16 protein-coding genes and 1 other RNA gene are annotated in these 17,078 nt (G+C 57.6%); 4 read left to right on the top strand and 13 right to left on the bottom strand.

The features are described 5' to 3' along the window. From ubiH to MMW58_RS04430, 3 genes are read right to left on the bottom strand one after another with little or no spacing between them, the layout of a single operon-like run. Complete coding sequence (gene ubiH / locus MMW58_RS04440) at window positions 1-1,179, bottom strand: 2-octaprenyl-6-methoxyphenyl hydroxylase (protein ID WP_241722783.1); 1,179 nt, start codon at window positions 1,177-1,179, stop codon at window positions 1-3. After that, window positions 1,176-2,489, bottom strand: a complete 1,314-nt coding sequence (gene pepP, locus MMW58_RS04435; protein WP_241722782.1) for a Xaa-Pro aminopeptidase — start codon at window positions 2,487-2,489, stop codon at window positions 1,176-1,178. The genes ubiH and pepP overlap by 4 nt, the downstream gene beginning before the upstream one ends. A 23-nt stretch (window positions 2,490-2,512) precedes the next feature. Next, entirely contained in the window at window positions 2,513-3,091 is a 579-nt protein-coding gene (locus tag MMW58_RS04430; protein ID WP_123551966.1) for a YecA/YgfB family protein, read from the bottom strand. Between the two features lie 166 nt (window positions 3,092-3,257). On the opposite strand from MMW58_RS04430, the gene zapA reads away from it, so the two are divergent. From zapA to MMW58_RS04415, 3 genes are all read left to right on the top strand, one after another. After that, window positions 3,258-3,587, top strand: coding sequence for a cell division protein ZapA (zapA, locus tag MMW58_RS04425; RefSeq protein ID WP_041147162.1), 330 nt, complete (start codon window positions 3,258-3,260; stop codon window positions 3,585-3,587). Window positions 3,588-3,628: 41 nt separating this feature from the next. Continuing rightward, window positions 3,629-3,812: non-coding RNA, 6S RNA (gene ssrS / locus MMW58_RS04420), on the top strand. A 125-nt stretch (window positions 3,813-3,937) separates the two neighbouring features. Next, window positions 3,938-4,537 carry a 5-formyltetrahydrofolate cyclo-ligase gene (locus MMW58_RS04415; RefSeq protein ID WP_241722781.1) on the top strand — a complete coding sequence of 200 codons (600 nt, stop codon included), beginning with the start codon at window positions 3,938-3,940 and terminating at the stop codon, window positions 4,535-4,537. Window position 4,538: 1 nt separating this feature from the next. Here the strand turns inward: MMW58_RS04415 and MMW58_RS04410 are convergent, their stop codons facing one another. The 3 genes from MMW58_RS04410 to rpiA all read right to left on the bottom strand — a co-directional run bounded on the left by MMW58_RS04410 (window position 4,539) and on the right by rpiA (window position 7,349). Beyond that, complete coding sequence (locus MMW58_RS04410; protein ID WP_133600567.1) at window positions 4,539-5,150, bottom strand: DUF2238 domain-containing protein; 612 nt, start codon at window positions 5,148-5,150, stop codon at window positions 4,539-4,541. A 37-nt stretch (window positions 5,151-5,187) separates the two neighbouring features. Then, entirely contained in the window at window positions 5,188-6,420 is a 1,233-nt protein-coding gene (gene serA / locus MMW58_RS04405; protein ID WP_241722780.1) for a phosphoglycerate dehydrogenase, read from the bottom strand. Between the two features lie 269 nt (window positions 6,421-6,689). Next, a complete protein-coding gene (gene rpiA, locus MMW58_RS04400) occupies window positions 6,690-7,349 on the bottom strand; it encodes a ribose-5-phosphate isomerase RpiA (protein WP_045857130.1) in 660 nt (219 codons plus the stop codon). Window positions 7,350-7,516: 167 nt separating this feature from the next. Here rpiA and argP point away from each other — a divergent pair, with 167 nt between their 5' ends. Beyond that, on the top strand, window positions 7,517-8,410 hold the full coding sequence (gene argP / locus MMW58_RS04395; RefSeq protein WP_041147167.1) for a DNA-binding transcriptional regulator ArgP: 894 nt from the start codon (window positions 7,517-7,519) through the stop codon (window positions 8,408-8,410). A 54-nt stretch (window positions 8,411-8,464) separates the two neighbouring features. Here the strand turns inward: argP and MMW58_RS04390 are convergent, their stop codons facing one another. The 7 genes from MMW58_RS04390 to tkt all read right to left on the bottom strand — a co-directional run bounded on the left by MMW58_RS04390 (window position 8,465) and on the right by tkt (window position 16,981). Next, window positions 8,465-9,223 carry an oxidative stress defense protein gene (locus MMW58_RS04390; RefSeq protein WP_241722779.1) on the bottom strand — a complete coding sequence of 253 codons (759 nt, stop codon included), beginning with the start codon at window positions 9,221-9,223 and terminating at the stop codon, window positions 8,465-8,467. A gap of 83 nt (window positions 9,224-9,306) precedes the next feature. After that, window positions 9,307-9,948 carry an arginine exporter ArgO gene (argO, locus tag MMW58_RS04385; protein WP_045857126.1) on the bottom strand — a complete coding sequence of 214 codons (642 nt, stop codon included), beginning with the start codon at window positions 9,946-9,948 and terminating at the stop codon, window positions 9,307-9,309. A gap of 155 nt (window positions 9,949-10,103) precedes the next feature. After that, window positions 10,104-10,961, bottom strand: a complete 858-nt coding sequence (gene mscS / locus MMW58_RS04380) for a small-conductance mechanosensitive channel MscS (protein ID WP_095099267.1) — start codon at window positions 10,959-10,961, stop codon at window positions 10,104-10,106. 188 nt (window positions 10,962-11,149) lie between these two features. Continuing rightward, window positions 11,150-12,229 (bottom strand): class II fructose-bisphosphate aldolase, encoded by a 1,080-nt coding sequence (gene fbaA, locus MMW58_RS04375; protein WP_041147171.1) that lies wholly within the window; start codon window positions 12,227-12,229, stop codon window positions 11,150-11,152. A gap of 202 nt (window positions 12,230-12,431) precedes the next feature. After that, window positions 12,432-13,595 (bottom strand): phosphoglycerate kinase, encoded by a 1,164-nt coding sequence (gene pgk, locus MMW58_RS04370; protein WP_041147172.1) that lies wholly within the window; start codon window positions 13,593-13,595, stop codon window positions 12,432-12,434. 48 nt (window positions 13,596-13,643) lie between these two features. Further along, window positions 13,644-14,663: an erythrose-4-phosphate dehydrogenase gene (gene epd / locus MMW58_RS04365; RefSeq protein ID WP_041147173.1), complete on the bottom strand. Its 1,020-nt coding sequence runs from the start codon at window positions 14,661-14,663 to the stop codon at window positions 13,644-13,646. A gap of 326 nt (window positions 14,664-14,989) precedes the next feature. After that, the gene (gene tkt / locus MMW58_RS04360) at window positions 14,990-16,981 is read right to left on the bottom strand and encodes a transketolase (protein ID WP_241722778.1); all 1,992 of its coding nucleotides are present in this window, start codon (window positions 16,979-16,981) and stop codon (window positions 14,990-14,992) included. Window positions 16,982-17,078 lie beyond the last annotated feature (97 nt).

The raw sequence follows: 17,078 nt of genomic DNA, 5'->3' as shown, positions 1-17,078 counted from the left end.
TTAACGGGGGACCCAACCGAGGGTACGCTGCGCCAGCGCATCGCGCGCCGGAGTAAATAATTCCATCGCCATCAGGCCGAGGTTGCGCCCCGCAACCAGCGGCGCCCAACGGTTGGCAAACAGATGAACCAGGCCATCGGTCACGCCGATAGTCGCGGACTTATCATCCGCTCTCCGCGCCTGATACTGCTCAAGCAAGGCGTAATCGCCGGGATCGCGCCCGCTGGTACCGGCCTCGGCCACAATTTCAGCCAGGCTCATCACATCGCGCAGGCCGAGGTTAAACCCCTGCCCGGCAATGGGATGCAGCGTCTGCGCCGCGTTGCCGACCAGCGCCAGGCGATGGGAAACGGCGCGGCTGGCGGTGGTTAACGCCAGCGGATAAACGCTGCGCGCCCCGGCGTGGGTAATCCGCCCCAGCCGCCAGCCAAACGCCTGCTGCAGCTCTTGGCAAAAACGTTCGTCCGACCAGCTCAGGACGTCGTCATAGCGGGAGTGAGGGTGGCACCACACCAGCGAACAGCGGCCCTGCGACATCGGCAGCATCGCCAGGGGACCGTGCTCGGTAAACCGCTCAAAGGCGCGACCCTCGTGGGGCAAAGCGGTGCTGACGTTGGCAATAATCGCCAGCTGTTGGTAGGGCTGCTGCTGCCAGCTGATACCGCAGCGGGCGCCGATGGTCGAGCGCGATCCGTCCGCTGCCACCAGCAGCCTGCCGTCGATCGTTTCGCCGCTGTCCAGGGTGATGCTGACGCCCTCCTCCCAGCGGCTGACGTTCTCTACTTTTGCCGGACAGTGCAGGCTAATACCCGGCGCCTCGCGCAGTTGCGCAAACAGGCGCTGGCCGATGTCGTGCAGCTCGACGACCTGGCCCAGCGCCGCCAGGCCATAGTCCTGAGCGTCCAGCGTGACGAACCCCGCGTGGCCGCGGTCGCTGACGTGTACGCGCTGGATCGGCGTCGCGCAGTCGGCGATCTCCTGCCAGATACCGACGCGCGCCAGCTGCTGGCAGGTGCCTGCCGCCAGCGCAATCGCCCTGGCGTCAAATCCTGGATGCTTCGATGATTCCGGCGCCGCCGCTTCCACCAGATGGACCGGCAGCGCGCCGTCGGTCAGCCGGGAGATAGCCAGGGCCAGGGTCGCGCCGGTCATTCCGCCGCCAACGATCAGCACGCTCATGAGCGTTGCGCCGCCATCAGCGCTTCGATGTCGTCCGCGCGTTTCACCACCCCGGCGGTGAGATTTTCATTGCCGTCAGCGGTTATCACAATATCGTCTTCGATGCGGATACCAATACCGCGATACTGCGACGGCACGTCGGCATCGGTGGCGATGTACAGGCCGGGCTCAACGGTCAGCACCATGCCCGGCTCGAGAACCCGCGAACGCTCGGCGTCGTAGCGGCCGACATCATGCACGTCCAGCCCCAGCCAGTGGCTCAGGCCGTGCATAAAGAACGGGCGGTGCGCATTACTGGCGAGCAGCTCTTCAACGTCCCCTTTAAGGATGCCGAGGCGCACCAGGCCAACGATCATTATCCGCACAACTTCGTGATTAACCTCCTGAATAGAGGTACCAGGGCGGTAGAGCGTCAGCGCGGTTTCCAGCGATTCGAGGACAATGTCATAAATCTCGCGCTGGGCCGGGCTAAATTTGCCGTTCACCGGGAAGGTGCGCGTGATATCGCCCGCATAGCCGCGGTATTCGCAGCCGGCATCGATCAGCACCAGATCGCCATCGCGCAGCTCGCACTCGTTTTCGGTGTAATGCAGAATGCAGCCGTTGTCACCGCCGCCAACGATGGTGTTATAGGAAGGGAAGCGGGCGCCGTGGCGGTTGAATTCGTGGAGGATTTCGCCTTCCAGCTGGTATTCGAACATCCCCGGCTGGCACTTTTCCATCGCCCGGGTGTGGGCCAGGGCGGAGATCTCTCCGGCGCGGCGCAGCACCTCAAGCTCTTCTGGCGATTTGAACAGGCGCATCTCATGCACTATCGGCCGCCAGTCGATGACGGAATTTGGCGCCTGCAGGTTCTGGCGCGAGCCCTTACGCAGCTTCTCCAGCGCAGTGAAGACGATTTTATCGGCGTAGGCATATTCGCCCTGCGCAAAATAGATGGCGTCAAGGCCGTTCAGCAGCTGGAACAGCTGCTGGTTAATTTCGCTGAACGCCAGGGCGCGGTCGACGCCGAGCTTCGCGGGCGCGGCGTCCTGCCCGAGGCGACGGCCGAACCAGATCTCTGCCGTCAGATCGCGGACGCGGTTAAACAGCACGCTGTGGTTATGGGTTTCGTCGCTTTTAATCAGCACCAGCAAGGCTTCAGGCTCATTGAAGCCGGTGAAGTACCAAAAATCGCTGTTCTGCCGGTAGGGATATTCTGAATCTGCGCTGCGTACCGCTTCCGGTGCGGCGAAAATAAGCGCCGCGCTGCCCGGCAGCATCTGCGCTAACAGCGCCTGGCGACGAGAAAGAAATTCCTGCTGTGTCATGACGCCCCCTCAACAAATCGTAATTAGTGTAGTGTCGGCTTGCGTACTTCTGGTGCGGTTGGCTGCTGGCGCGAGAAGTTTTCGTGGCACAGCAGCGCGGCAACGCGTACGTACTCGATAATCTCTTCTAACGACATCTCCAGCTCTTCCTGGTCTTCGTCTTCGTCGTAGCCCAGCTGCGCAATGTTGCGCAGATCGTCGATGGCTTCGCCGGTTTCATCTTTGACCTTATCGAGCTTCGGCTGAGTCACACCAAGGCCTAGCAGGAAGTGGTTAACCCAACCGGCCAGCGCATCGGCGCGTTCAAACACGGTCACGTTCTCCCCTTCCGGCAGATAGAGCTGGAACAGAAAGCCATCGTCTTCCAGCGAGTCGCTGGTTGCGGAATGCATGTTGCGCAGAGACTGCGCCAGCTCGTGGCCGAATGCGAGACCTTCGTTCGTCAGGTCGTGCACCAGCGGCTGCCAGCTGCTGTCTTTATTACCGCCGCACAGGATCCCGCTGATCAAACCGTGCATTTCGGCCGGGGTTAAGCCCACGCCCTGTTGGTTCAGTAACTGGTCTACGGCGTTGTAACCAGGCATTTCGTTCTGTATAGACATGCGCATTCGTCATCGTTGGGAGGAATATTCATGATATGCTACCACTTTGGACCCTGGTGAACCAGAATAGGGCTTGTACCTTCGCATCAGGGTAGCTATAGTGTCGCCCCTTCGTAGCCCCGGGTATGGGCGTGAAGGCCGCGCAGTCAATCAGCAGGAAGGTGGCATGTCTGCACAACCCGTCGATCTCCAAATTTTTGGCCGTTCACTTCGCGTGAATTGCCCGCCTGAACAAAGGGATGCCTTGAGTCAGGCAGCTGACGACCTGAATCAGCGGTTGCAAGATTTAAAAGAACGCACTAGAGTCACAAATACTGAGCAGCTGGTCTTCATCGCCGCGTTGAACATCAGCTATGAGTTAACTCAGGAAAAAGCGAAAACCCGCGACTACGCCTCCAGTATGGAACAGCGTATTCGGATGCTTCAGCAGACCATCGAACAAGCGTTGCTTGAGCAAGGTCGCATAAGCGAAAGAACCGGGCCAAAGTTTGAATAACACTTTGCAATTAACTGTGTTAGAGTAATCGCAAGAACAAAATTTCTCTGAGATGTTTGCAAGCGGGCCAGTCCCCTGAGCCGATATTTCATACCACAAGAATGTGGCGCTCCACGGTTGGTGAGCATGCTCGGTTCGTCCGAGAAGCCTTAAAACTGTGACGACGCATTCACCTTGAACCAAGGGTTCAAGGGTTACAGCCTGCGGCGGCATCTCGGAGATTCCCTTCTTTTAGCGCTTCATTTCGCACCACTTCAGATTCAGCATTACACCTACTCTGTATTACACTACGCCTACATGCATAACCGGCTCACGTCGTGACGTGATAATGCCAGATCAGGCGATCTTTCATGACCCAAATTTCTGATACCCGCTCAATCCGACAGCAGATTCGCCAGCACATCCGCCAGCTTCGACGCGCGCTGACGCCTGAACAGCAGGCCAGTTTTGCCGCGCTGGGTGCGAACCGCATGATGGCCTATCCGCCGGTGACCCTCGCGCGAACCGTGGCGCTGTTTCTTTCCTTCGACGGCGAGCTGGATACCGGACCGCTGATTGAGCAGCTGTGGCGGGCGGGAAAACGCGTCTATCTCCCCGTGCTCCACCCTTTCAGCCCGGGAAACCTGCTGTTTTTACACTACCATCCGCAAAGCGAACTGGTGATAAACCGCCTGAAAATTCACCAGCCAAAGCTCGACGTGCGCGACGTGCTGCCGCTGTCCCAGCTGGACGTGCTGATTACGCCGCTGGTGGCCTTCGATGCGCTCGGCCAGCGTCTGGGAATGGGCGGGGGATTTTACGACAGGACGCTGCAAAACTGGCGCCAGTATCCTCTGCAGCCCGTCGGCTACGCCCACGATTGCCAGCAGGTTGACCTACTGCCGACGGAGCAGTGGGATATCCCGCTGCCCGCGGTGATCACGCCCTCGAAGCTGTGGCAGTGGGCGTAGGTTATTGGTAGCCGAGCGTCTTCAGCTGCCGGTTATGCCGGCCGCCTAGCAGGAAGAGAGTCGCCAAGGCCCCCAGCAGCGCGCAGAACATATCCGACTGGGTGTCCCACGGGTCGCCCTGGGTGCCGAGGAAATCGTCCGCCCCCTGCCCCATCGCCAGCGCCGCCCACCATTCAATCAGCTCGTAGGTCGCGCTGATGGCCAGCGCGATGCAGCAGACCAGAAATGACAGCATCTTGCGCCCGCGGACGTAGCCGCCGCGAATAAGAATTTCCCGCGCCGCCAGCGCCGGCACCAGCCCCTGAAAAAAGTGGCCGAGCTTATCGTACGGATTGCGGCTTAGGTTCAGCCACGCCTGCACGTCAAAACCAATCGGTACTTTGGCGTAGGTATACATCCCACCGACCATCAGAATGATGGCGTGAAAGAAGATAAGCGTGTACAGAAGCGGGGTGAGCGGATAGCGCGAACGCGTCGCCAGCAGCAGCGGAACGATAATAATGACCGGAGTCACTTCCATCAGCCACGTCAGGCGATCGTGAGTCCCCCATCCCGTCCATGCAAGGATCAGCAGCAGGAGGAGAACGCCGGTATTCAGTAGCGATTTATGCATAGGTTAAAGGGATCCCCGCAGGGATCCTCGATGTGAATCAGAACAACAGACGCGCGCGGATGGTGCCCGGAATCGCCTTCATCGCCTGCAGCGCCTGCTGCGCTACATCCTCTTCGGCTTCAATATCGATAACCACGTAGCCCATCTGCGGGGTGGTTTGTAGATACTGCGCCGCGATGTTGATGCTCTGAGCGGCAAAGATCTGGTTGATGGCGGTCAGCACGCCGGGACGGTTTTCGTGGATATGCAGCAGGCGGCGGCCGCCGTGCAGCGGCAGCGACACTTCCGGGAAGTTAACCGCGGAAAGGGTTGAGCCGTTGTCGGAGTACTTCGCCAGCTTGCCCGCCACTTCCAGACCGATATTTTCCTGCGCTTCCTGGGTAGAGCCGCCGATATGCGGCGTCAGGATCACGTTGTCAAACTCGCACAGCGGCGAGGTGAACGGATCGCTGTTGGTGGCCGGTTCGGTCGGGAAGACGTCAATGGCCGCGCCCGCCAGGTGCTTGCTCGCCAGCGCATCGCAGAGCGCCGGGATATCGACCACGGTACCGCGAGAGGCGTTGATCAGCAGCGCGCCAGGCTTCATCAGCGCCAGCTCTTCCGCGCCCATCATATTTTTGGTGGAGGCATTTTCCGGCACGTGCAGGCTCACCACGTCGCTCATGTTCAGCAGGTCGGAGAGATGCTGCACCTGGGTGGCGTTACCAAGCGTAAGTTTACTTTCAATATCATAGAAATAGACGTGCATCCCCAGCGATTCGGCCAGAATGCCCAGCTGCGTGCCGATATGGCCGTAGCCGATAATACCGAGCTTTTTGCCGCGCGCTTCAAAGCTGCCGACCGCCAGTTTGTTCCACACGCCGCGGTGCGCTTTGGCGTTCGCTTCAGGGACGCCGCGCAGCATCAGCAGCAGCTCGCCAATGACCAGTTCGGCAACGGAGCGGGTGTTAGAAAACGGGGCGTTAAAGACCGGGATACCGCGTTTTGCCGCCGCGTCCAGATCGACCTGGTTAGTACCGATGCAGAAGCAGCCAACGGCGACCAGCTTTTCTGCGGCAGCGAAAATTTCTTCCGTCAGGTGAGTACGGGAGCGCAGGCCAATGAAATGGGCATCACGGATTGATGCTTTCAGCACTTCGCTATCGAGCGCGCCTTTGTGAAATTCAATGTTGGTATAGCCTGCAGCGCGGAGGTTATCCACCGCCTTTTGATGCACACCTTCAACCAGCAGAAACTTAATCTTGTCTTTTTCCAGTGATACCTTAGCCATTTCCCCGTCCTGTTTTTGTCTTATCTGATGTCGTGTGGAACGACACTTCATCCCAGCAACATATCAAAAAAAACTATCGCAGCAATATGAACGTTTGCGTCGACGTCCTGAAGAAATATCACACAGAGGGAAATAGCAGGACAAAAAACCAGAAAGGGAAAGAAAGGTAGATTGTTACTCAGGCTAGTTGCATAAATGTGACAGAAGTCACCAAATTCAGCCTGGAGAAAAAATATTTGCGAGGGAGCGATTCGCTCCCTCCGAACGGATTATTTTACGATGGTTTTAACGCCATCGGCGGTGCCGATCAGCGCGACATCGGCGCCACGGTTGGCGAACAGCCCCACCGTCACGACGCCAGGAATACCGTTAATGGCATTTTCCAGCGCGATCGCGTCGAGGATCTCGAGGCCGAAAACGTCGAGGATAACGTTACCGTTATCGGTAATCACGCCCTGACGGTACTCCGGACGGCCGCCGAGCTTCACCAGCTCACGCGCCACGGCGCTACGGGCCATAGGAATAACTTCTACCGGCAGCGGGAATTTACCGAGGATATCGACCTGCTTGGAGGCGTCGGCGATGCAGATAAACTTGTCCGCAACCGAAGCGATAATCTTCTCGCGGGTGAGCGCCGCGCCGCCGCCTTTAATCATCTGCATATGGCCGTTGATCTCATCCGCACCGTCCACGTAAATACCTAAACGGTCGACGCTATTGAGATCGAAAACCGGAATACCCAGGCTCTTCAGCTTTTCGGTGGAGGCATCGGAGCTGGAAACGGCCCCCTCAATCTGCCCTTTCATTGTGCCCAGCGCATCAATAAAATGCGCGGCCGTGGAGCCGGTGCCGACACCCACGATGGTGCCCGGCTGAACATACTGCAATGCCGCCCAGCCTACTGCTTTTTTCAGTTCATCTTGCGTCATGATTATGGTCCGAGATGTGAATACCTGAGGCGCATTATAGAACATCGGGGGTGTTATTGTCCCTGCGACGGGGATCACACATCTGAGCAGACTATTTTCGTCTTCATCAAAAAGAAATTTATGTCATAGTGCAAGTTAATGAAAAGTTATGGGGGTACGCCAGAACAATGAAACGACCGGACTACAGAACACTACAAGCGCTGGACGCGGTGATAAGAGAACGTGGGTTTGAGCGCGCCGCGCAGAAGCTATGCATTACACAGTCCGCCGTCTCTCAGCGTATTAAACAGCTGGAAAACATGTTCGGCCAGCCGCTGCTGGTGCGTACCGTACCGCCGCGTCCTACCGAGCAGGGGCAGAAGCTGCTGGCCCTGCTGCGCCAGGTTGAGCTGCTGGAAGAGGAGTGGCTGGGCGATGAGCAAACCGGCTCGACGCCGCTGCTGCTGTCGCTGGCGGTGAACGCCGACAGCCTGGCGACCTGGCTGCTGCCGGCGCTCTCCAGCGTGCTTTCCGACTCCCCTATTCGCCTGAATCTGCAGGTGGAAGACGAAACCCGCACCCAGGAGCGCCTGCGCCGCGGCGAGGTGGTCGGGGCGGTCAGTATCCAGCCGCAGGCGCTGCCAAGCTGCCTGGTCGATCAGCTCGGGGCGCTGGACTACCTGTTTGTCGCTTCAAAAGAGTTTGCGCAACGCTATTTTCCCAACGGCGTAACCCGCTCGGCGCTGCTCAAAGCGCCGGTAGTCGCCTTCGATCATCTCGACGACATGCATCAGGCGTTCTTGCAGCAGAACTTCGATCTGCCGCCGGGCAGCGTGCCTTGCCATATCGTTAACTCATCGGAAGCCTTTGTGCAGCTCGCCCGTCAGGGCACCACCTGCTGTATGATCCCGCATCTGCAGATCGAAAAAGAGCTGAACAGCGGCGAGCTTATCGATTTGACGCCGGGCCTGTTCCAGCGCCGGATGCTCTACTGGCATCGCTTCGCGCCGGAAAGCCGGATGATGCGCCGGGTCACCGATGCGCTGATTGCTTACGGGCACAAGGTGCTGCGCCAGGACTAAACCTCGGACATAAAAAAAGCCCCTTCAGCTGAAGGGGCTTTTTTTGCATCTGGCTTACTGCGCCGCGGCGGCCGGTTTCTCCGGCGCCGCCGGCTGAGCCGGCTGGGTTGGCTGCAGCTCAAAGACCACATCCACCTGATCGTCAAACTGAATTGTCGCCTGCTCGTAGGTTTCCTGGGCGGAAACCGGCGCGGCATCGGCGGCTTTCATCATGCGCACCATCGGGCTCGGCTGATAGTTCGAGACGTGGTAGCGAACGCTATAAACCGGGCCCAGCTTGCTATGGAAGCCGGCAGCCAGCTCCTGCGCCTGGTGCACGGCGTCATCGATCGCCGCCTTACGCGCCTTATCTTTATAGGCATCCGGTTGCGCAACGCCCAGCGATACCGAGCGAACTTCGTTCAGGCCGGCCTTCAGCGCGCCGTCCAGCAGGCCGTTAAGCTTGTCCAGCTGGCGCAACGTCACTTCGACGGTGCGCACGGCACGGTAGCCTTTCAGGATGCTTTTGCCATTCTGGTAATCATAGTCAGGCTGGGTGCGCAGGTTCGCGGAGTTGATATCCTTCTTGGCAATGCCGTTCTTTTCCAGGAAAGAGAGGTATTGCGCAACGCGATCGTCGGCCTGCTTTTTCGCCGATGCGGCGTCTTTCGCGGCCACGTTGACTTCAATTGCCAGGGTCGCAATATCGGGCGCCGCAGCAACGCTGGCGGTACCCGAGGTCACAATGTGGGGGCCATTTGGCAATTCATTTGCCTGAGCTGCCATTGAGCTGAATCCGATTGCTGCCGCCAGGGCCATGAGCTTTAACTTCACTGTCGTTTCTCCATCTACATTGGTCGCCCATATACGGACGCATGCCAGCAAGCTTAACGCGTATAAGCGAAAAGTCCATCGGACTAAGCCTGGTTGAGCAGCGCCTGTACGTGTAAAAAGCCGTCTTTCGCCAGCTGGACGGCGATCAGCCACATCACCAGGCCAACCAGCACGTTAATGATCCGCTGCGCCCGGGCAGTGCGCAAACGCGGCGCCAGCCAGGCCGCCAGCAGGGCCAGGCCGAAGAACCACAGGAACGAGGCGCTGATGGTGCCGAGCGCAAACCAGCGCTTCGGCTCAACCGCCAGCTGCCCGCCCAGGCTGCCGAGCACCACGAAGGTATCGAGGTAAACGTGCGGATTCAGCCAGGTGACCGCCAGCATGGTGACAATAATTTTCCACCGCCCCTGCTTCATCACCTCCGCGCTCGCCAGTTCCAGATTGTCGCTAAAAGCCGTTTTCAGCGCGCCGAAACCGTACCACAGCAGGAAGGCCACGCCGCCCCAGGTGACCAGCGCCAGCAGCCACGGCGACTGCATCAGCAGCGCGCTGCCGCCAAAAATACCGGCGCAGATCAGCAGCAGATCGCTAATCGCGCATAGCAGCGCGATCATCAGATGATACTGGCGGCGAATCCCCTGATTCATCACAAACGCATTCTGCGGGCCAAGCGGCAAAATCATAGCCGCTCCCAGGGCAAGCCCCTGAAAGTAATACGATAACATAGTGGTTTTTCCGATGAGGTCGTTAATGCAGGTGAATATAGCGCGAACAAATCATTAGAGGAAATTGATAATATTAATCATTAATAAGCGATGCTAATAACGATGTTCTGCTAAAGGCCAGCGGGCGCTGGCCTTTATCGACTACGGGCGCTGAACTACTCTGCCTGCTCCTGCGGACGGATCACGTGCACGTCCATCTGCGGGTACGGGAAGCTGATACCGTTGGCATCAAAGTCGCGCTTGATGCGTTCCAGAACATCCCAGTAAACGCTTTGCAGATCGCTGCTCTGGCTCCAGACGCGGATCACGTAGTTAACCGACGACGCGCCCAGCTCATTCAGGCGTACGGTCCTTTCACGATCTTTCAGGATACGATCGTCTGATTCGATAATATTGGTCAGCAGCTGCTTCACCTTATCGATATCGGCATCGTAGGCAACGCCAATAATAAATTCGTTGCGGCGAACCGGTTCACGCGAAAAGTTAATGATGTTACCGGCGATGATTTTACCGTTCGGGATCACCACGATTTTGCCATCGGCCGTACGCATGGTGGTGGAGAAAATCTGCACGTTCAGCACGGTACCGGCCACGCCGCCGAGATCGACGTATTCACCCGCGCGGAACGGGCGGAACATCACCAGCAGCACGCCGGCGGCGAGGTTAGACAGCGAGCCCTGCAGCGCCAGACCAACGGCTAAACCGGCGGCACCGAGTACGGCAATCACCGACGCCGTCTGCACGCCGACGCGGCCCAGGGCGGCAATCAGGGTAAAGGCGATAACGGCGTAGCGCACCAGCGCGGAAAGAAAATCGGCAACGGTGGCATCAATCTTACGCGCCAGCATCAGACGATTAACCGTGTTCGACACCATGCGCGCCACGATCATCCCGACGATAATAATCGCGATCGCCGCGACGATATTGACGGCATAGCTCAGGAGCAGCTCCTGATTACGCACCAGCCACGAGCTGGCGTTGTGTATGCTATCGGCAACGTTCAAATCTTCCATTTAACATTCCTTATAAATACCCGGGCGGGAAATAAAAAAACCAGGCCTGCAAAACGGCAGGTAGGTTAAGGGTAAACAATAAGCGCCTGTTTTGCCAAGTCGATCACAGTTTCCCCCGGTATATCCTTTCGCCTGGAAACGAAAAAGCCCGCAGTTAAGCGGGCTTCAGGGCAAGAAACAGAATTTTCTTACAGAACGTCGATCGCGTTCAGCTCTTTAAATGCCTGCTCCAGACGAGTCACCATGGACGTCTGAGCAGCGCGCAGCCATACGCGCGGATCGTAGTATTTCTTGTTCGGCTGGTCTTCGCCTTTCGGGTTGCCCAGCTGGCCCTGCAGGTAAGCTTCGTTAGTTTTGTAGTACTGCAGGATACCGTCCCAGGTTGCCCATTGGGTGTCGGTATCGATGTTCATTTTGATCACGCCGTAGCTTACGGAGTCTTTGATTTCCTGAGCAGAAGAACCGGAACCGCCGTGGAAGACGAAGTTCAGGCTGTTGTGCGGCAGGTTATGTTTCTTAGAAACATATTCCTGAGAGTCGCGCAGGATAGTCGGGGTCAGAACCACGTTGCCCGGCTTGTACACGCCGTGTACGTTACCGAAGGAAGCAGCGATGGTGAAACGCGGGCTGATCTTGCTCAGTTCAGTGTACGCGTAATCAACGTCTTCCGGCTGGGTGTACAGCGCAGAAGCGTCCATGTGGCTGTTGTCCACGCCGTCTTCTTCGCCACCGGTGCAGCCCAGTTCGATTTCCAGAGTCATGTCCATTTTGGCCATGCGCGCCAGATACTTAGAGCAGATCTCGATGTTTTCGTGCAGGGACTCTTCGGACAGGTCAATCATGTGGGAAGAGAACAGCGGTTTGCCGTGAGCGGCGAAGTGTTTTTCACCGGCGTCCAGCAGGCCGTCGATCCACGGCAGCAGTTTCTTCGCGCAGTGGTCGGTATGCAGAATAACCGGCACGCCGTAGTGTTCAGCCATCTGGTGAACGTGATGTGCACCGGAGATAGCACCGAGAATTGCCGCACCCTGAGGAACGTCGGTTTTAACCGCTTTGCCAGCGATGAACGCCGCGCCGCCGTTAGAGAACTGAACGATAACCGGAGATTTAGCTTTTGCAGCTGCTTCCAGAACGGCGTTGATGGAGTCAGTACCCACACAGTTAACCGCTGGCAGTGCGAAGTTATTCTCTTTAGCTACCTGGAACACTTTCTGAACGTCATCACCAGTGATCACGCCAGGTTTTACAAAATCAAAAATTTTAGACATGTTACGTAGTCCTGTATCTTCGGCCGTTTCTGCTCGTCACAATTCGTGCTGCCGGTGCGTTGGCTTTCCTCGCTTACCGCCGCCGCTCACTTGCGTAAGCCGCCGGGGTTCGCCGCGTCGCTGCCTTCCGGCAGCGCGAATTATTTAGAGCGACAATTGAATAGAATTTGAAAAACAGGCGGTGTTACCCGCCTGTACAAACTTACTTCTTAGCGCGCTCTTCGAGCATTGCTACTGCTGGCAGTACTTTGCCTTCCACGAATTCGAGGAACGCGCCGCCGCCAGTAGAGATGTAGGAAATTTTGTCCGAGATGCCAAACAGGTCAATTGCAGCCAGGGTATCGCCGCCGCCTGCAATGGAGAACGCTTCGCTGTCGGCGATGGCGTTAGCCACGATTTCAGTGCCTTTACGGAAGTTCGGGAACTCAAACACGCCGACCGGGCCGTTCCACAGAATGGTTTTGGCGTTTTTCAGGATATCAGCCAGCTTCTGCGCGGAAACGTCGCCGAGGTCCAGAATCTGCTCTTCATCTTTGATGTCGTTAACAGATTTCAGGGTTGCGGTCGCCGTTTCGGAGAATTCAGTCGCCACGCGAACGTCGGTCGGAACCGGGATGTCGCAGGTCGTCAGCAGGCGCTTGGCTTCGTCAACCAGGTCAGCTTCGTACAGGGATTTGCCGACGTTGTGACCCTGAGCGGCGACGAAGGTGTTGGCGATACCGCCGCCGACAATCAGCTGGTCAGCGATTTTAGACAGCGAGTCCAGAACGGTCAGCTTAGTGGAAACTTTAGAACCACCGACGATGGCAACCATCGGGCGAGCCGGCTCTTTCAGCGCTTTACCCAGCGCGTCCAGCTCTTCAGCCAGCAGAGGACCGGCGCAGGCTACGTCGGCAAATTTACCGATACCGTGGGTAGAAGCCTGGGCACGGTGGGCGGTACCGAAGGCATCCATAACGAATACGTCGCACAGCGCGGCGTATTTTTTAGACAGCGCTTCGTCGTCTTTCTTTTCGCCTTTGTTGAAGCGAACGTTTTCCAGAACAACCAGTTCACCGGCGGCAACTTCAACGCCGTCCAGGTAATCTTTAACCAGGCGAACCGGGTTGGACAGCTTGTCTTTCAGGTAATTAACAACCGGCAGCAGAGAGAATTCTTCGTTGTACTCGCCTTCGGTCGGACGACCCAGGTGAGAAGTGACCATCACTTTAGCGCCCTGCTTCAGAGCCAGCTCAATGGTCGGCAGAGAAGCACGAATACGCGCGTCGCTGGTTACTTTACCGTCTTTAACTGGTACGTTCAGATCGGCACGGATAAAAACGCGTTTACCAGCCAGATCCAGATCGGTCATCTTAATTACAGACATGGTGAATCCTCTCGTTGATTCATAAAGTTTTGCAAGCGCTCACGCACTTTACCTGAAACCTTGAGCGGCCATCGCTAACGTCGTGTCGAGCATCCGGTTAGCAAAGCCCCATTCGTTATCGCACCAGACCAACGTTTTGATCAAATGCGCCCCACTCACCCGCGTCTGGGTGCCATCAACGATGGCGCTGTGCGGATCGTGGTTAAAATCTGTCGAGACTAACGGTAATTCCGTATAGTCAACTATACCATGAAATGTTCCCTGCGCTGCTTTTTGCAGCAACTGGTTGACTTCACTAGCCTTTACCGGTTTTTTCACCGTCACGCTCAGGTCGATCGCCGTCACATTTATCGTCGGTACGCGAACCGCAATCGCTTCAAAACGGTCGTTAAACTGAGGGAAAATACGTGCGATCCCCGCCGCAAGTTTAGTATCAACCGGAATAATTGACTGACTGGCCGCACGCGTACGGCGTAAATCCGGATGATAGGCGTCTATAACCTGCTGATCGTGCATGGCGGAGTGGATCGTTGTTACCGTCCCTGACTCAATGCCGTAGGCATCATCTAACAGCTTAATGACCGGAATAATGCAGTTGGTGGTGCAGGAGGCGTTGGAGACAATACGGTGCTCTGCACGTAGCTCATCATGGTTAACGCCGAACACGACGGTGGCATCGAGATCGTTACCGCCGGGATGCGAAAAGATAACCTTCTTCGCGCCAGCCTGAAGATGGGCTTCGCCATGCTCACGGCTGCCGTAAACCCCGGTACAATCAAGTACGATATCCACCGCCAGCTCTTGCCAGGGTAGCGCCTCTATTGAAGCTTCGTGCAGCAGGCGAATGACGTCATCGCCAACGTAAAGCTGCTCCCGCTCCTGGCGAACGTCCCAGGCAAAGCGCCCATGGCTGGTGTCATATTTCAATAAGTGCGCAATGCCCGCAGCATCCGCCAGCTCGTTGATTGCCACCACGGTAATTTCCGCACGACGCCCGGATTCATATAAAGCACGAACCACGTTGCGTCCTATGCGACCGAAGCCATTAATCGCAATGCGTATGGTCATAGGTCTCCTGCAAGGTTATCCCTGATGTGAGGTGGCTGACAGAGTAATCCAGCAACGCCCGGAGGGAAACCTTACCCGTCGCAAACTGCGACTGATTGATTAATTGTCGAACATTTAGACGACTGAAACGCTTCAGCTAGAATAAGCCAAACGCGGAATAAAAGGAATGCTTGTCCAGTATGAGAAGCGCGTAATCTGACATACATCACATTTTCACTGGAATAATATGCAGCCTCGTGACGGCCATCGGGAATAACAGCAACAAAAAAGCCGGGCGTTAGCCCGGCTCATTCTTCTGATGCCGTCGCGGAGCGCGTTGCTCAGAACTACAGCAGCGCTTTCGCCTTAGCGACCACGTTCTCAACGGTGAAGCCGAACTCTTCGAACAGCAGCTCAGCCGGCGCGGACTCGCCGAAGCTGGTCATGCCGACGATGGCGCCGTTCAGCCCCACGTATTTGAACCAGTAGTCGGCGATACCCGCTTCCACCGCCACGCGAGCCGAAACCGCTTTCGGCAGCACCGATTCACGGTACGCCGCATCCTGCTTGTCGAACGCGTCGGTGGACGGCATGGATACCACCCGCGCCTTCACCCCTTCCGCAGACAGCTGGTCCCACGCGGCAACCGCCAGCTCAACTTCTGAACCCGTGGCGATGAAGATCAGCTCCGGCTGGCCGGCGCAATCTTTCAGCACGTAGCCGCCGCGGGCAACGTTCGCCAGCTGCTCTTCCGTACGCTCCTGCTGCGCCAGGTTCTGACGCGACAGGATCAGCGCCGTCGGGCCGTCGTGACGCTCCACGCCGTATTTCCACGCAATCGCCGATTCCACCTGGTCGCACGGACGCCATGTGCTCATGTTCGGCGTCACGCGCAGGGAAGCCACCTGCTCGACCGGCTGGTGCGTCGGGCCGTCTTCGCCCAGACCGATGGAGTCGTGGGTGTAGACCATCACCTGACGCTGTTTCATCAGCGCCGCCATACGCACCGCGTTACGGGCATATTCCACGAACATCAGGAAGGTGGAGGTGTACGGCAGGAAACCGCCGTGCAGGGAGATACCGTTGGCAATCGCGGTCATCCCGAACTCACGCACGCCGTAGTGGATGTAGTTCCCGGCGCTGTCTTCGTTGATGGCTTTCGAACCGGACCAGATAGTCAGGTTCGACGGCGCCAGATCAGCCGAGCCGCCGAGGAATTCAGGCAGCAGCGGGCCAAAGGCTTCAATCGCATTCTGCGACGCTTTACGGCTGGCGATTTTCGCCGGGTTAGCCTGCAGCTTCGCAATGAACTCGTTCGCTTTCGCGCCGAAGTCGGCCGGCATCTCGCCTTTCATACGGCGGGTATACTCGGCGGCTTCCTGCGGGAAGGCGCTGGCGTAGGCGGCAAACTTCTCGTTCCACGCCGCTTCTTTCGCCTGACCGGCTTCTTTGGCATCCCACTGCGCGTAGATGTCAGACGGGATTTCAAACGCCGGGTGTTTCCAGCCCAGGGCCTCGCGGGTCAGCGCGATTTCCGCGTCGCCCAGCGGCGCGCCGTGGGAGTCGTGGGTACCGGCTTTGTTCGGCGAACCGAAGCCGATGATGGTTTTGCACATCAGCAGGGACGGCTTGTCGGTCACCGCGCGCGCTTCTTCCACCGCGCGCTTGATGGCGTCGGCGTCGTGGCCGTCAACGCCGCGCACCACGTGCCAGCCGTAGGCTTCGAAACGTTTAGCGGTATCGTCGGTGAACCAGCCTTCAACGTGACCGTCGATGGAGATGCCGTTGTCGTCATAGAACGCCACCAGCTTGCCCAGCTTCAGAGTACCGGCCAGGGAGCACACTTCGTGAGAAATGCCTTCCATCATGCAGCCGTCGCCCATGAAGGCGTAGGTGAAGTGGTCAACGATATCGTGGCCCGGACGGTTGAACTGCGCCGCCAGGGTTTTTTCAGCAATCGCCATGCCGACCGCGTTGGCAATCCCCTGGCCCAGCGGGCCGGTGGTGGTTTCAACGCCGGCGGTGTAGCCGACTTCCGGGTGGCCCGGGGTTCTGGAGTGCAGCTGACGGAAGTTTTTCAGTTCTTCAATCGGCAGATCATAACCGGTGAGATGCAGCAGGCTGTAAATCAGCATTGAGCCGTGGCCGTTGGAGAGCACGAAACGGTCGCGATCGGCCCAGGCCGGGTTGTTCGGGTTATGATTCAGGAAATCACGCCACAGGACTTCGGCAATGTCAGCCATACCCATCGGGGCACCCGGGTGGCCGGATTTGGCTTTCTGTACCGCGTCCATGCTCAGCGCACGAATAGCGTTAGCAAGCTCTTTACGTGAGGACATTTTGACTCCAGTTCGGACTGTTGAAGGCCATACCCTTAACGACTTGACGAGAGCGCGTTTTGGGCTACGCCGGAAAAAAGTGACAACAATGTAACCC

Origin of the sequence: Klebsiella sp. HC6 (assembly GCF_022605325.1) — a bacterium.
Lineage (GTDB): Bacteria > Pseudomonadota > Gammaproteobacteria > Enterobacterales > Enterobacteriaceae > Klebsiella > Klebsiella terrigena.
This window is presented reverse-complemented; position numbering and strand designations above follow the sequence as displayed.

Bases quoted from the DNA above. Each gene is read 5' to 3' on its own strand.
- serA (WP_241722780.1), bottom strand. From the start codon at position 6,420: ATGGCTAAGGTATCACTGGAAAAAGACAAGATTAAGTTTCTGCTGGTT.
- fbaA (WP_041147171.1), bottom strand. From the start codon at position 12,229: ATGTCTAAAATTTTTGATTTTGTAAAACCTGGCGTGATCACTGGTGAT.
- tkt (WP_241722778.1), bottom strand. From the start codon at position 16,981: ATGTCCTCACGTAAAGAGCTTGCTAACGCTATTCGTGCGCTGAGCATG.
- epd (WP_041147173.1), bottom strand. From the start codon at position 14,663: ATGACCATACGCATTGCGATTAATGGCTTCGGTCGCATAGGACGCAAC.
- MMW58_RS04410 (WP_133600567.1), bottom strand. From the start codon at position 5,150: ATGCATAAATCGCTACTGAATACCGGCGTTCTCCTCCTGCTGCTGATC.
- ubiH (WP_241722783.1), bottom strand. From the start codon at position 1,179: ATGAGCGTGCTGATCGTTGGCGGCGGAATGACCGGCGCGACCCTGGCC.
- MMW58_RS04415 (WP_241722781.1), top strand. From the start codon at position 3,938: ATGACCCAAATTTCTGATACCCGCTCAATCCGACAGCAGATTCGCCAG.
- argP (WP_041147167.1), top strand. From the start codon at position 7,517: ATGAAACGACCGGACTACAGAACACTACAAGCGCTGGACGCGGTGATA.
- zapA (WP_041147162.1), top strand. From the start codon at position 3,258: ATGTCTGCACAACCCGTCGATCTCCAAATTTTTGGCCGTTCACTTCGC.
- pgk (WP_041147172.1), bottom strand. From the start codon at position 13,595: ATGTCTGTAATTAAGATGACCGATCTGGATCTGGCTGGTAAACGCGTT.
- MMW58_RS04430 (WP_123551966.1), bottom strand. From the start codon at position 3,091: ATGTCTATACAGAACGAAATGCCTGGTTACAACGCCGTAGACCAGTTA.
- argO (WP_045857126.1), bottom strand. From the start codon at position 9,948: ATGTTATCGTATTACTTTCAGGGGCTTGCCCTGGGAGCGGCTATGATT.
- pepP (WP_241722782.1), bottom strand. From the start codon at position 2,489: ATGACACAGCAGGAATTTCTTTCTCGTCGCCAGGCGCTGTTAGCGCAG.
- rpiA (WP_045857130.1), bottom strand. From the start codon at position 7,349: ATGACGCAAGATGAACTGAAAAAAGCAGTAGGCTGGGCGGCATTGCAG.
- mscS (WP_095099267.1), bottom strand. From the start codon at position 10,961: ATGGAAGATTTGAACGTTGCCGATAGCATACACAACGCCAGCTCGTGG.